Annotated in this window: 15 protein-coding genes; 2 read left to right on the top strand and 13 right to left on the bottom strand. The window is 60.7% G+C overall.

The annotated features are described in order from the left end of the window. Positions 1 to 46: 46 nt before the first annotated feature. Genes CWM53_RS07185 through CWM53_RS07170 form a run of 4 tightly spaced genes read right to left on the bottom strand, consistent with a single transcriptional unit; the run spans position 47 to position 4746 of the window. Positions 47 to 1495, bottom strand: a complete 1449-nt coding sequence (locus CWM53_RS07185; protein ID WP_100730058.1) for an MdtP family multidrug efflux transporter outer membrane subunit — start codon at positions 1493 to 1495, stop codon at positions 47 to 49. Continuing rightward, a complete protein-coding gene (gene mdtO / locus CWM53_RS07180; RefSeq protein WP_100730059.1) occupies positions 1492 to 3429 on the bottom strand; it encodes a multidrug efflux transporter permease subunit MdtO in 1938 nt (645 codons plus the stop codon). The genes CWM53_RS07185 and mdtO overlap by 4 nt, the downstream gene beginning before the upstream one ends. A gap of 12 nt (positions 3430 to 3441) precedes the next feature. Continuing rightward, entirely contained in the window at positions 3442 to 4467 is a 1026-nt protein-coding gene (gene mdtN / locus CWM53_RS07175) for a multidrug transporter subunit MdtN (protein ID WP_008806390.1), read from the bottom strand. A 6-nt stretch (positions 4468 to 4473) separates the two neighbouring features. Then, positions 4474 to 4746: a YtcA family lipoprotein gene (locus CWM53_RS07170; RefSeq protein ID WP_100730060.1), complete on the bottom strand. Its 273-nt coding sequence runs from the start codon at positions 4744 to 4746 to the stop codon at positions 4474 to 4476. A 206-nt stretch (positions 4747 to 4952) separates the two neighbouring features. On the opposite strand from CWM53_RS07170, the gene yjdI reads away from it, so the two are divergent. Beyond that, complete coding sequence (yjdI, locus tag CWM53_RS07165) at positions 4953 to 5183, top strand: 4Fe-4S mono-cluster protein YjdI (protein ID WP_074387633.1); 231 nt, start codon at positions 4953 to 4955, stop codon at positions 5181 to 5183. A gap of 11 nt (positions 5184 to 5194) precedes the next feature. Then, positions 5195 to 5467, top strand: coding sequence for a GNAT family N-acetyltransferase (locus tag CWM53_RS07160; RefSeq protein WP_002916201.1), 273 nt, complete (start codon positions 5195 to 5197; stop codon positions 5465 to 5467). 42 nt (positions 5468 to 5509) lie between these two features. Here the strand turns inward: CWM53_RS07160 and CWM53_RS07155 are convergent, their stop codons facing one another. From CWM53_RS07155 to CWM53_RS07110, 9 genes are all read right to left on the bottom strand, one after another. Then, positions 5510 to 6922, bottom strand: coding sequence for a cyclic diguanylate phosphodiesterase (locus CWM53_RS07155; protein WP_077268444.1), 1413 nt, complete (start codon positions 6920 to 6922; stop codon positions 5510 to 5512). Then, positions 6919 to 7824, bottom strand: a complete 906-nt coding sequence (locus tag CWM53_RS07150; RefSeq protein ID WP_074387707.1) for a fimbrial protein — start codon at positions 7822 to 7824, stop codon at positions 6919 to 6921. The genes CWM53_RS07155 and CWM53_RS07150 overlap by 4 nt, the downstream gene beginning before the upstream one ends. Positions 7825 to 7841: 17 nt before the next feature. Continuing rightward, complete coding sequence (locus CWM53_RS07145; RefSeq protein WP_074194464.1) at positions 7842 to 8327, bottom strand: fimbrial protein; 486 nt, start codon at positions 8325 to 8327, stop codon at positions 7842 to 7844. A gap of 27 nt (positions 8328 to 8354) precedes the next feature. Beyond that, entirely contained in the window at positions 8355 to 8882 is a 528-nt protein-coding gene (locus CWM53_RS07140) for a fimbrial protein (RefSeq protein ID WP_012540617.1), read from the bottom strand. A 10-nt stretch (positions 8883 to 8892) separates the two neighbouring features. After that, complete coding sequence (locus CWM53_RS07135; RefSeq protein WP_100730061.1) at positions 8893 to 11508, bottom strand: fimbrial biogenesis usher protein; 2616 nt, start codon at positions 11506 to 11508, stop codon at positions 8893 to 8895. Positions 11509 to 11588: 80 nt separating this feature from the next. Beyond that, entirely contained in the window at positions 11589 to 12293 is a 705-nt protein-coding gene (locus CWM53_RS07130; RefSeq protein ID WP_165784154.1) for a fimbria/pilus periplasmic chaperone, read from the bottom strand. Between the two features lie 49 nt (positions 12294 to 12342). Beyond that, entirely contained in the window at positions 12343 to 12879 is a 537-nt protein-coding gene (locus tag CWM53_RS07125; RefSeq protein ID WP_012967260.1) for a fimbrial protein, read from the bottom strand. 70 nt (positions 12880 to 12949) lie between these two features. Beyond that, complete coding sequence (fimA, locus tag CWM53_RS07120; RefSeq protein WP_061153378.1) at positions 12950 to 13498, bottom strand: type 1 fimbrial major subunit FimA; 549 nt, start codon at positions 13496 to 13498, stop codon at positions 12950 to 12952. Between the two features lie 480 nt (positions 13499 to 13978). Beyond that, positions 13979 to 14222, bottom strand: a 244-nt coding sequence (locus tag CWM53_RS07110) for a tyrosine-type recombinase/integrase (RefSeq protein WP_165785038.1), incomplete at its 5' end; no start/stop codon positions are given.

Genomic DNA, 14222 nt, shown 5'->3' with positions numbered 1-14222 from the left:
CCCGCCTCTTCTGCTTAATGCCTTCCCCTCGGGGAAGGCATTTTTGTTACTGCCCGCGATAGCCGCCGCCCAGGGCTTTGATCAAGGTAATGTCGGTGCTCAGTCGCTGCGCTTCAATATCCAGTAGCAATAGCTGCTGGGCGAGGACCGCCCGGCGGGCTTCTTCGGCGGCGTAGCGGCTGAGCAGGCCGCGCTGATAATGGGCGCGAGCGCTGTCGGTGGTGGTCTGCGCCGCGGTGACTTTTAGCTGCTGCAGCGCACGCTGTTGGTTCAGATCGTTAAGCTGGCTGGAGCTGATGGCGACATCGCGAACTGCGTCCAGCACCGCCTGGTTGTACTGCTTGATCAGGATATTGCTGGCGGTGCGCACCGACTGCAGATTAGCGTTCAGACGACCGCCGTCGAAGATCGGCAGATACATCCCGGGCAGCAGGTTGATCTGCTGGAAAGAGGACTTAAACAGATCCCCGACGCTCAGGGCGTTATATCCCCAGAACGCTTTGATATCAAAATGAGGATAGAAGGCCGCTTTCGCCGCATCGACCTGGCTCAGGGAGGCGGTGACGTAGCCGCGCAGCGCCTGCAGGTCCGGGCGGCGGGCCAGCAGCTCGAATGAGAGCGATGGCGGCAGCGTCTCCTGGAGCGCCGGCAGCGCCACCGGATGGATGGCCGGCATGCTCTGCGCATCAGCGCCGATCAGCGCTCGCAGGGTTTCACGATACTGGGTCAGCATCCCCTCGGCGCTAATGATCTGCTGGCGAGCGGCGAGCTGCTCGGCCCGGGCATTGGCCACATCCACACTGTCTTCCACGCCGCGTTGGGTCCGGTGCTCGTGGGCCGCTACCGAGAATTGGGCAATACCCTCCAGCTCCTGCAGCAGCGCGATTTTCTGGAACGTCGCCTGCATGGCGAAATAGAGTTGCGCCACGCTGCTGGCGATGTCGAGCTCAATGCCGGCGGTTTCCGCCAGCCGGGCATTTTTCTCGCCAATGGCGGCGGCGACCCGGGCGCGATCGGCTCCCCAGAGATCGATATTCAGCTGCGCCCCGACGCCAACGGTATTCAGCGTATACCAGGGACCGTTCTTATCCACCGGCAGGGAGTACGAGTAGGGCCAGCTAAAGGATTTGTCGGTGATCCGCAGGCGGTTTTGCGCCGCGACGGCGGTGGCCTGCAGGCCCATTGCCGACTGGGCGAGTTCCACCGTGGACTGCGACTGGGAGATGCGCAACCGGGCGGCCTGCATGGTCGGCGAGTTCTGCAGCGCCCGGTTGATCAGCAGGTTGAGCTGAGGATCATCATAGGCCTCCCACCAGCGGGCTGCCGGCCAGTCGCTGTTCGCCAGGTGGATCACCTGGGCCAGCTGGGCCTGCTGCGGATTGACGATGGCGACCTGGGAAGGCTCATCCTGGATCAGCGCGCAGCCGCTGAGCAGCGTCAGCGTCAGGGTAAAGAGAGTGACCCGCAGTCGCGCGGGGAAAGGAAGCATCATCATGACGTTTTAGCCTGTTGCTCAGTCGCTATCGGTGTCGGGCCCCAGTCGGGCAGGGTGGCCAGCGCGGCAGCCAGCGCCGGGCCAAAGGGGTTGCGGAGATCGGCGGCCAGCGTCCCGTCAGGCGCTGCCGCCTCCTGTTCGATACGTTCGGCGTAGCGTCGCAGCTGTTCGGCGCTGCGGGTCAGCGTCGGGTCTCCCGGCGCGGCGTTGAGCCGGTAGCCTTCGCTGAGGCGGGCGATCTCCTCGGCCTGGGCGAGGGTGGCGCGCATCGGCCAGCCTTTCGCCTGGGGCCAGGGATGGGCCCAGGTGCCCAGCGGTTCAGCACGAACCCGATGGAGCAGCGCTTCACTGTCGGCGAAGGCGACAAACAGGGGAGCCAGCGGCACCGCCTCCTTCGGGGCGGCGAGACAGTCCGCCAGCCGGCGATAAAGTGCCGCAAGGCGGGATTTCAGCTGTGGTGCTTCGCTGTCCGGCCAGAGATACAAATGAACAATGGAGGAAACCAGCACCCCGAGCAGGATGCCGAGCACCCGATCCCGCAGTTCGGTGAGGTTGGTTAGTGGACCAAACCAGCTGAGGAAGGCCAGCGCAAAGGTGAAACCAATCTGGATCCCGGCGTAGGCGATACGCTCCGAGCCGGCGGCAATCCACGCCGCCAGCGCCAGCACCGGCAGGGACATCGCCAGCAGTCCCGACAGCGAGTCGGTCCAGGGCTGGACAAAAACGATTAACAGCAACGCCAGCAGGGTGGCGAGCAGCGCCCCGCCGATGCGCAACCATGTCTTTTGCATCGTGGCGCCCAGCCCCGGCTGGGCGACGATGACGCAGCTCAGCATGATGGTGTGCAGCCCCTGCCAGTCGGCAGCGGTATAGAAGACATAGCAGATTAGCGTCGCCAGCAGGGTCTTGAGCGCAAAATGGAGATAAGCCGGGTTGCGCCAGGCGTCCGGTACCAGCAGGGGCGCCTTCTCCACCTCACCCTGCGGCAGGGCGACGGGCTCACCCTGCGCCAGCTGCTGCAGGAGGGTAGCCATCTCCTGCAGAACCGCGTGATTAATGCCGCGGCCGCTGAGCGTCAGGGGAGGAATGGCGCCGTCAAACTGTTCCTCGCTGAGGGCACTCTTCAGCTTCAGTACCGCCTGCGACAGCTGCTGGCGATCTTCGCTATCTGCCTCGTCCGCTTGCAGCAGCGCCGCCAGCTGATAGCAGCGCAGGGTGGCGGCCAGCCGCGAGCGCCAGGCCTGCGGTTCGGCGGCTATCTCCGGCGTGGCCCGGCTGGCCTGGGCGAACAGCGACTGCAGCTGGTTGAACTGCGCGGCGGTCTCGCCGAAGGTCGGTGGCGCTTCATCGCCAGGAGCCGTCAGCCGCCGGGCGACCTCGTGCAGCATCCCTGCCAGGCGCGCCTTAAACTGGTTGCCGGGAAAGGCCTGCTGAAAACAGGCGTTGACCAGCAAAGTGACGAGGATCGCGGTGTTAATCGCCACCCACAGCCAGAGCAGCAGCCGCACCAGGATCTCGCTCTGACTGGTCATTGACGGGAAGGTCTGAGCGTAAATCACCGCCAGCGCCACCACGAAAAAAGCCAGTCCCAGCTTACCCAGCACCCGCATCAGGTAGATGGCGCAGAAAAAGAGCGCCACGGAGGCCGCCAGGCGGATCAGCGGGTAGTCATAGGTCCACTTGATGATCAGCAGCACGCCGCCGAGCGCCACGGTGACGGTGACAACAAAGACCACGCTGACCAGCTTGATCATCAGCACGTTAGGCTGACTGACGTAGAACACGACGATCAGCGCAACGGCCAGGAAGGGGATCTGCAGGGTCATAAACAGGGTGATGAGCACCGCGCAGCTCAGCGTCAGGCGCAGCGTGTAGCTGGCGCGTCCCGGCGCGTCGCGCAGTTCCTGGCGTAAAAAATGGGCGAGAGGAAACATAGCGTCCCCCGGCTATGGCTGCAGCACGGCGCTGGCCGAGGCGCCCATACGGAACAGCGCCGGATCGGGATCGCTGACGGCGATTTTCACCGGGAAGCGCTGCGAGACGTGAACCCAGTTAATGCTTTTCTGGATCAGCGGCAGCCCTTCGATGACGCTCCCACCTTCGGGCAGGACCCCGGAGCCGACCGAATCCACCACGCCGTTAAAGGTCCGGTTGTGGTTGGTCATCACGGTGATCCGCGCCGCCACGCCGGGGCGCACGTTGTTTAGATCGGTCTCGCGGAAGTTAGCGATCACATACCAGCGATCGTCATCCAGCAGGGTGAAGACTGGCTTCAGCGCCGAGGCGTACTGGCCGACGGTGGTTTTCAGCGCCACCACCACGCCGTTGAACGGCGCGCGCACTTCGGTAAATTCCAGATGCAGTTCAGCGAGGGCGATTTGCGCCAGGATCCCGGCGCGTTGCGCTACCATGGCATCCACGCCGGTCACGGCAGCCGAGGCCTGTCTGGCCTGCAGCAGCGTGGCCTCCAGCTCCGCCCGTGCCGCTTTCTCAGCGGTGCGCGCCTGATCGAGATCTTCCTGGGAGGCAAACCCCTGCGGCACCAGCGGCTCAAGGCGGGTGCGCGTGGAGGTGGTCTGCTTGACCAGCGCTCTGGCGCGCTCGACGGCGGCCGCCACCGACTGGGCGTTATACTCCTGCGCTTTGATGGTGCGCTGGGTCAGCATGATCTGCGCGTCGAGGGTCGTCAGCCGCGCTTTCGCGTCATCGAGCATCGCCTGATAGGGGCGGGGGTCGATGCGGAACAGCAGATCGCCTTTTTTCACCCGCTGGTTATCGCGAATGGGCATCTCCACGATGCGTCCGCTGACCTCGGGCACCACATCAATGGTATCGGCATAAACATAGGCGTCATTGGTCTCCGGCGAGGTTTGCAACTGCCAGATAACCAGGATCAGCGCCAGGATAGCGGCAAGGACCAGCGCCAGCAGAGGCCACTTTTTGCGTAACAGGGGAGTGCGGGAAGTTGTCATAAGCGATCAGTGAACAAAAAACAGAAACCACAGCAGCGTGGCGAACAGGAACATCAGCGCGACATAGCTGAAGACCAGGGGAGAAAAGCGTGGCTGCCAGCCTTTACGGGTAATCAGGATATGGCAGGGGATCAGTAAAAACACCCCGCCCAATAAGCAGAAAAACCAGCCGGGGAACGCGGCGCCCAATACCGGGATCGCGGGCGAAAGTGAGCAGCCGGAAAGCGGTAAGACGAGCAGTAACCGCGCCGGGCGGGCGATGGTGGCAATATGATTCAATAGAGCATCCCTGAGTGATCATACCAGTGTGTGATGAGTGTAATCGCCTCGTTGCGGGAATGAAAGTCAACGGATCGCCGACTGCGGGATCCTTACCCGATGGGAAAGCAAGATGTGAGGCGCCAATTCCCACGCTTACGCGTAGTCAGCCTCGACGTGTAGGACTATGCTTAGCCTGAAACATAAAAAAAGAACGAGGCAATGTCATGGATAAGGAATTACTGGAAGCGGGCTACCGGGTCTACACCGGAGAGAAAATCGACGTCTACTTTAATACGGCGATCTGTCAGCATTCGGGGAACTGCGTGCGCGGCAGTGCGAAGCTTTTTAACCTGAAGCGTAAACCGTGGATTATCCCGGATGAAGTGGATGTGGCGACGGTGGTAAAAGTGATCGATACCTGCCCGAGCGGCGCCCTGCACTATCGTCATAAATAAGCGAGGAGAAGATGGAAATACTGGAAGGGCACAACAAGTTTTATGTTAACGACGCGCAGGGAAACCAGGTGGCGGAAATTGTTTTTGTTCCCACCGGCGAACACCTCAGTATTATCGAACATACCGATGTTGATCCCAGCCTGAAAGGCCAGGGCGTGGGGAAACAGCTGGTGGCGAAGGTGGTGGAAAAAATGCGCCAGGAGCAGCGGAAGATCATCCCTCTCTGCCCGTTTGCCAAACATGAATTCGATAACACCCGCGAATACGACGATATTCGCGCCTGACGTACCGGCACCGGTGCCAGCCGGTGCGCTTTTCTCGCGCCATCAACGATCCGCCGGATCGCGCTGATGGGAAAAGCGGCGGATCAGATCCGGGAGATGCTCGCGCCGCATCGGCGGTGAAAACAGATAGCCCTGGAAACGGTCAATACCCAACGATTTTAACTGCGTAAACTTCGCCAGCGAATCCACCCCTTCCGCCACACAGCGGCTGTCGCTTAACTGGCAGTAGTAGGCCAGGCTTTTTATCAGCGCAAGCGCTTTTGGATCGTGCTGGGCGTCGTTGACGATGCTCATATCCAGTTTATAAGCATTGAAGTGCAGTCGACGCGCCGGAAAGATGACGCTCCCCTGAGAAAAGCAGTCGTCCAGCATCACCCGCACGCCAGCTCGTTGCAGTTCCTCCACCTGGGCGGTGGAGCGGCTCTGACGGCGAAAATCGATGGTTTCAGCATATTCCAGCACCAGCCTTTCCACGCCCTCTGGCTGCCGGAGCTGCTGGCGAGCGGCTTCCACCATCCGCAGCAGGCTATCACTGGCGGCGAGCGAGGAAGGAATATTGACCGAAAAATAGAAAGTACCCGGATGCTCATTAATATTCTGCACGGCCTCCTGCAGGACAAAAGCCGTGAGCAGCAGCCAGGCGTAGTCGGCGCGAAACTGCGGCAAAAAAGCCTGCGGATGGAGAACCTGGCCGCGGTGGCGCCAGCGGATCAGGATCTCCACCCCCTGTAGCTGTGAGCGACTATCGACGATAGGTTGAAAAACCGGGAAGACCTGACGATCGTGGATCGCTTGTACCCATTCCTGTTCAAACGCCGACAGTGAGCTGGCGGATGAGCGCGGTAGCAGCGTGCGCGGAAAGCGGGGGGCCAGATGCGGGTGATATTCCACCAGCTTTTTCACCCCGGCTAGCCGCTGGGTGTAGAGCGTTTTCTGGCTCAATCGGAGACGCTGGGCCTGCTCGCCTATCGTCTGCCCTTGCAGCAGGGCGAGGATCACTTTGAACTCGGCATGGCTCAACCCGGCGGCTCGTTTGTCGTGGAGCAGGGCGGCTTCACTGGCAAGCCGCTCAAGTCGCGGTGCGTTCTCCAGCCGATCGGCCAGCTCCGTGCAGGACAGATCGGCGGGGGCGGTATGGACGTTGCGCAGACGATCCGGATGACTCACCTGATAAAGCAGCGTTTGCCACAGCCAGATGGCCGGGCTGCGGCTCAGAATCAACATCGGTAACGGCTGCGAGGTCTGGTCGAGCAGCCTGGCCGCCTGGCGCAGCGTGGTGAGCATCCACAGGGGATCGTCAGGGAGAAACACCACGATCCGCTTCACGGCGGTCAGCTCCCGGAGGGACACGCCCTCGACTGGCAGCTCAACGGGCCGCTTCGCGGCGTTCAGCATCAGCTGGCTCAACCCGCGGGCGGCCAGCGAGCAGGGTGAGAGGATATAGTCGGTCATCATTGATAGACAAAGGTGATGCCGATGATCGACTGCACGTTGCCGGCGGTGACCTGGCCTGTGGTCCGGGCATAGGTTGCCGTGAGACCGAGATTAACTGGCGAGGTACTGACGGTGCCCAGCGAGACCGTGCTGTTCGCCGGCACGGCGCTGCCGTTGCGGGTCAGCTGAACGCCTATCCCCTGCGCCGGCGAGGCGGAGGCGGTATTGGTGAAGATCGCGTTGGCGCTATCCGCGGTGGTGCCGGAGAGGTAATACCCCAGCTGCTGGCTTTGCGCGCAGTGCACGGTGAGCGGCACGGTCATCGATCCCGGGTAGTCGGGGAGGGTGACGGTGACATCGCGGGCGGAGACATCGCAGCCGCCGGTGGGGACCACCACGTCGTTGTTGGCGTAAATGTTCCAGATGAACTGGAAGGAGTCGCTATTGTAGTTGTTGGTCTGATGCAGGATCAGCACCGCGATTAACGATCCTGCGGTGATCGCCACCCCACCGGCGGTGCTGACCGGCGTCAGATACAGGACGGTGGGCCAGGGCTTATCGGTCCGTGAATCGTAAACCACCCGCGCCGTTTCCGTGGTGGTCGGGAAGGGGTAAGAGGTGCCGTTATATTTCACGGTGCCGGAGAAACTCGACAGCACGCCGCCGTAGGCGGATCCGCGCTGCAGGGTGACGTAGTCAGTGATCGTTTCCGGATAGTCGTTATGGCAAAAAATCTGCGTGGAGAGGTCGACCACCAGGTTTTGCCCGACGTTAACCGCCGGTGTCAGATTAACGTAGACGTTGGCTGACCCGCCGCCGATGGGGATCGTCGCCCCGGTGGCTGTTTTGCAGGCAAAGGACCAGGCGTTCATCGACCAGCCCAGCAGCAGCAGGGTGGTGAACAGGGGGATAATTTTTTTCATCATGATGCTCTCCTGGCTCAGGCGTAGGTATAGGTGACGTTAATCACCGCCTGAATGGTGCCTTGCGTGGCGCCGCCGTTGACGGACAGGGCTCTAACCTGCAGCGGGAAGCGAGCGGACTGGCTGGCCTCATCCACCTGTACCGACTGGCTGCTGCCATTGTTCAGCGTGGTGCCATCCTCGCTCTGCAGTTCGAGCTGAATATTGCCCGCCGTTCCCTGGTTTTTGTAATAGCCGGTACTGTCCGCCGTCCCGCTGAAGGTGGCCTTCACCCGTGAAGTACCCACGGGGCAGTTACTGAGATCCAGCGCCACGCTGTGCCAGGCCGATGCCGAGCCCGCGCCGATCAGGCTAAAGGTATAGAGATCGCCCAGCTCGACGGTGGCATTGACGGTGGAAACGGTACAGGGTCTGGCCACCACCTTCCCGTTGACGGTGAGGGTGACGTCGGCCGCCCGCAGGGAAGCGCTCGCGGTTAACAGGCCGGCCAGCAGCCAGCCCACGTGGGTCCATTTCATTTCAGCCTCCGCTTACTGAAATTCCAGCGTGAATGTCGCTGTCGCATTGACATGCCCGGCGGTGACGGGCACCTGAGTGGCCATCAGACGGGCGTAAAAGTTGAGAATGTTGGTCTGGCCCGGCGTCAGCGTGGTCCAGGACATGGCTGACGACGGCGCATTGACCGGCAGCCGGGACTGCTGCTGATCGAGAATTTCCACCCCCATTCCCGCCGCCGCCGAGGCGCCGGCATCGAGTTTTAACAGGCTGGTGTTGACGCTGTCCGCCACGCCGGTGAAACCGACCTTCACCGCGGTGACGGAAGTGCCGCAGGGCGACAGCACGATGCGGAACGGCACCGGCGGCGTCGTCGCTCCGACGGCATAAAACTGCTTCGCGGCGTTGTCCTGAAAATCGACAGTGAAATCCTTCGACTCGCCGGCCACTGCGCAGGCGTTGTCGCGCACATAGCCGCTGATGGTGATCGTGCTATCGGCAGCGAAGGCAAACGGCGTCACCAGGGTGAGCAGGGCGCCCAGCAGATACTGCAGTGTTTTCATCATGATCTCCTTAGCGGCACGCGGCCGACAGCTGGCTGAGCGCCTGCTGCTGACTCTCCGGCGGCAGACGATAATCGGCCACGCACTGAGCGTCCGGGCCATCGCCCCATTTCACTCGCACCTTGCCCGCCAGCGGCATCCCGCTCAGGTAGACCTGGCCGTTATCCGCGACAATGCTGCCGCTCTGGTTGCTGTCGCCGGTGGCGAGGGCGCCAAACGGCACCGGTTTGCCGCGGTGGGTCAGCGTCATCAGGATCTTCATCCCCACCTGCGCGTTAAAGTTGGCGCGGACGATCGCCCCATGGGTGGGCACCACGCTGACCACTGCATCATCAAGGTCGACATTGTCCGCCAGGGTGTTGGTGTCCAGCGCGATCCGGTTTTCGCGATACTCGGTGGCATAAGGCAGGACGGCATACCCGCGCCAGTCGGTGCGTACCCCGGTCTGGTTTTCCACCTTCACGCCGCCGGCGCCGGGGGCTTTCACCAGCACCACGGTATCGTTCAACGGCTGGCTCAGGGTGATGCCGTTGGCGTGCGCCAGCACGCCGCCGCTGACCCCGTAGTAGAGCTGTTTAAAGCCGTCGCTGCGGCTGTAGCCGACGTTGGCGTTGCCGTAGCCGCCGCGGTAGTTGAGCGCGGTATAGCCTGTGCTCCCGCTGTCGCCGTTGCCGCCGCCGGCATAGCCGGTCTGTACGCTATAGCTGAGGTTGTTGTCTTCCAGCAGGGTGCCGTACAGGCCCGCCAGATTGGTCATGCGGCCATTAAGATCGTGCGACAGGCTGTAGCTGGCGCTGGCGTGCCGCCAGACCGAGCGGCTATCGGAACGCAGCCAGTGGCTGAAGGGGATATTGACGTTGACCGCCAGCATCTGATCGCGCCCTTGCTGCCAGGCGTTTTTGGTCAGACTGTAGCTTAGCGACCAGTTGATATCGTTTACGGCGGCGTTGAGGCCGGCCTGCAGTTGCTCATCGGCATCGTCGGTACCCCAGTAGGTCTGGTGGCTGCCGCTCAGATAGAGGGTGGCGGTACGCCCCAGCTGCTGGGTCACGCTCAGCTGCACCTTGCCGCGCTTGCTGTAAGCCAGATTGTAGTAGTCGGTAAATTTGGGTTTCACCTGGATAACGCCGTCCTGGGTTTCCACACTGTAGCCGCTCATCCGGCGGTAGGTGGTATCGGCAAAGTTATAGTAGCCGCGGGTGGAGTAGCGGTAGCCCACCAGCTGCAGGTTAGTCCCGGTCTCATCCAGGGATTTGTTATAGAGAAAACGCACCGACTGCCCCTGATGCTCGCTGTCGTCCGCCAGCGTGGCGTTGGCTTGGGTGATATCCAGCGACAGGGCGCCGAAATAGCCCATGTTTTTCCCCACCCCAAGGTTAAAGGCGCGATAGCGGTCCGCCAGCTGAGTGCCGCCGTACAAGGTCCAGCCGGCCGGCAGGCCATGCATGGCCGTGCTCTGGAAAAAATCGGGCGTCTCCTGCTGGCTGTTGCCGCTGCGGTACTCCCCGGCGGTGAGGGCGAAGCGGGTATGGCCTTCACGCTGCAGCACCGGCACCGTTGACCAGGGCACGCTGAAGACCTGGCGGGAGCCATCCGCTTCTTTAATCGTGACCTGCAGATCGCCGCCATTGCCCGCAGCGTAGAGATCGTCGATGGTAAACGGCCCCGGTGGCACCGTGCTCTGGTAGATTTCATAGCCGTTTTGCCTGATTGACACCTGCGCCGTGCCGCGGGCGATCCCGTGGATCACCGGCGCGAAGCCTTTCTGGCTGTCCGGTAGCATATTGTCGTCCGAGGCCAGCTGGGCGCCGCGGAAGTTGATCCCGTCGAAGACATCGCCGTTGGTATAGCTGTCCCCGATGGTGAGCCGCGAACGCAGAGGCGTGATGTCCCGCTCAAGCCAGCTGTTAACGTGCTGCCAGCGGTTTTCACTGGAGGAAGCGCTGCCGCTGCCGCTACTGTAGCTCCACGTGCTGTTATCGCGCAGACGCCAGGCGCCAAGGTTCAGGCCGCTCTGCAGATTCAGATAGGCGTAACGGCTGCTGCCACCCGTGGTGTTATGGACGTTATTGCCCGTGAAGTTATAGTTAATCAGCCCGGCGGTGATACCGTCATCCCACAGCTCCGGCGGAATATAGCCGCGCGCGCGGGTGCCCATAAATGCCTGGGGCACGGTGAGATACAGACGCTGTTGGCCAACGTCAAAGCGCGTAGTGGCTTCGCTGATAAGCGTCGTTAGCGGCACGCAGGCTGCGCTGTCCAGCGAAGCCATGCCCGGCACCCGCCCGGTATCCACGCCCATACTCGCCAGCTGGCCGCGCGTCAGACAGGGTGACAAGCCATGGCCCTGCGCGTTGGCCTGGAAAGTGACGTCCCGGGTGGTCATAAAACCATTGTTGAGATAAATATCGACGCGATAGGTGCCTGGAGGCACCTCCTGGCCTTTTTCAAATCCCGACAGGTCAGCCACCGCCGCCGGATCGTCAGCTAAAAAGCGGGGGTTAAAATAGAGGTCCGCCCGCACGGCAAACGGTAGTGAGCTGAGCCACAGCGTCAGCGCCGGAGTAAGCAGGCGCCGGGCGCTTCGGCAACCCCAATGGTCCAGTCCATATTTTCGATGTGACATAATCCCTCCGGTCCGACGTTGCCCGGCTGTCAGTGCTTCTGGTCATGCGCAGCGTGGCCCGCGCGGCGGGGTACTCTGGGTTAACGTAGTACGCCATTCATTTTCGGCGTCAGCGCGCCGTAATCGTTAATCGTGCGATAGGTGATGGTGTTCCCGGCATCTGCGGGCAGCTTGACGCTGGTTTTGCCCATCGGCGGCACGAGGGCGTTTTCCAGAATGCGCGTCCCGGCGTTCAGTTCGGTCACCGTCAGGTAATAAGGGGTTGGGTTCGTCAGCGTCAGCGACGATCCGCTGCGGCTAAAGGTCAGCTTTTCCGCTGCCTGATCCGGGGGCAGGGTCAGTTTTCCCGGACGGTAGTAGAGCTTGATGCGGCTGATAATCGCCAGCTGCAGGGTATTGTCGCTGAGCTTGGATTTATCCATCGAGGGGATCGCCTTCACGTTCATCCAGAACAGGCTTTCCCGATCCTGCGGCAGCTGGTTATTGGTGGCGTCGATAATGCGCAGGGTGTTCTCTTTTTTGCCCTGCATGGCAAACAGCGGGGGAGTGATGACAAACCGGCCATCTCGCTGACCATCGGCATTTTCCACCCATGACTGAATAAGCCAGGTGCTGTTGTCATCATTATTGGTCACCGCGAGCTGGACTTGTTTCTGTCCCGCCGGGTAGATAACCCGGGTCGCGCCCAGCGCGACGCCCGCCTGCGCGCTGGCGCTCAACGCACCGGCGACGAAAAGTAAACATCCCGCCAGTATGCCGCGTGTCGTCGTTGCCATTTTTCTCACGTTATCTCCTTGTCTGCTCACCGTGTTGTCCTGTTTGTCTGCGGATTAATTACTGATAGGTCAATGAGAACCAGGCCTGGGCGTTGGCCGCGCCGCCGGTGACCTGGCGTCCGGTCGCCCGATATTTGGCGACAAAATTGAGCGTCGTTGGTCCGCGGTAGAGCGGTACCCAGCGGTCAGGCGGACGATTGAGCGGCAATTGCTGGCCCTGACTGTCGAACAGCGCAATGCCAATCCCGCTGGCGATCCCCGGGCCTTCGCCCACCGAGAGCACATCGGGATTTTTACCATCAGCCACACCGTGAAATGCCACGCCCACATGCTGGCTGACTGCGGTACTGCAATCCTGTAAATGAATCGCGAAAGGGATCGGGTTACTGTCTTCCCCGACATCATGAAATCGGTTACTGCTGATCTGCCCCAGATTGACTGTCATCTGCCGATCGCCCGCTTCGACGCGGCAGGAACTCGCCATAATCAGGCCCTGAAAACGCATGCTGCCCCCAGGCAGCGTGACGTTCCACTGATTACCGGCCAGGGCCAGCGGGGGTAGTAGCAGCAGCAGACCTGATTTCATTCCCTGCATCGTTTCACTCCAGTTGGAAATAGAGAGCGGGCCCTCCTGGCCCTGATTGCCTCCCTGCGTGGATCGGGCCTTACTCGTACTGCACTTTGAACGTGGCATCCGCGTTCGCCGTACCGGCGGTCGCTGCGCCGGTCGCGTAGTAACGCGCCTGGAACGGGATAATGTTGGTGCCGTCATTCAGCGTGGTCGCGGCACTGAAGGTGGCGCCGTCCAGCGCCAGTGGCGTGCCGGTGTTGTCGAGGATCTGCACGCCAACGTTGGTTGCGCCGCCAGCGGCTGAGTTTTGCAGTGCCAGAACGGTGGTGTTGCTGCTGTCAATGGCGGTACCGGAGAAAGCGACGGAAGCTTTGGTCGCCACTGTGGTGTCGCAGTCATCCAGCTGGATGTTGAAACCGACGGAGGAGCTGGTGCTACCCGCGGTGGCAAGTTTCGCGGAACGCACCTGACCTAACTGGACGGTTTGATCGATAGAGCCGGCATCTACCGCACAGGCCGCATTGACGACTTCCCCTTTAAAATGCACTGTCCCGCCGTTGACCGTGGTGGTATCGGCCAGCGCCGCCGCGGAGCTCAGAGACAGGGCTGACACAACAACCATTGCCAGTGTTTTGATTTTCATACTGTTTTCCTTTGAACGATGTCGAAATAACGAACCGGATTGGCAGCCGATGTGCCTTCCAGGCATTTCAGATTTCAGCCGAGTAGTCAGGCTGCCGGCTCTGCACAGTTTTCACCCAACTGATGAGACAATTGGGGCCATTTTGACTCGTCGGGATAAGTGACCTGTTTTTGGTTTTACTCTGGCGTTTTTGTGGTTTTAAATTCTGCGTGATTGGCTTTTTATGGGTATATTATCTGGATGAGTAGGAGGGAGTGCGAAAGGTATAGCGATGGTGCTGGCGAAGGATCGCCGGTGCAGCTGGAATCTGATGAGAGAAAAGTGAGTGATTTCGGGATTAAAAACACATAATAATCAATACAATATGATTTTTTCTGCAGAAATATGGCGCAGTGAGTTGCAAAACATTACAAAACATTTTTATGATATAAACAGTTTGGCCCCAATTGACCTGTTCGCAATTAATTATATTGCCTTAAATCAATCAGTTAAATCGTTTTTCTGTTGCAAGCCTTTTTCCTCTAAAAGATTATTTCTTTCCCAAATTCCGGCAAAACGTGCCGCATTACTGGCGGTGTAGCGTACCGTGTGACGAATATTACGATGTCCCAGATAATCCTGTATCAAACGGGTATCTGTACCTCTTTCCGCCAGTTCATAGCCGCAGGCGTGACGCAGCATATGGGGGTGCGTGTGCGTGACGGTGCCCGCATTTTCGCCGGCG

The sequence above is a fragment of the Klebsiella sp. A-Nf5 genome, assembly GCF_002810545.1.
Lineage (GTDB): Bacteria > Pseudomonadota > Gammaproteobacteria > Enterobacterales > Enterobacteriaceae > Klebsiella > Klebsiella variicola.
Note: the sequence above shows the minus strand (reverse complement) of the source record. Positions and strands in the feature narration are given on the sequence as shown.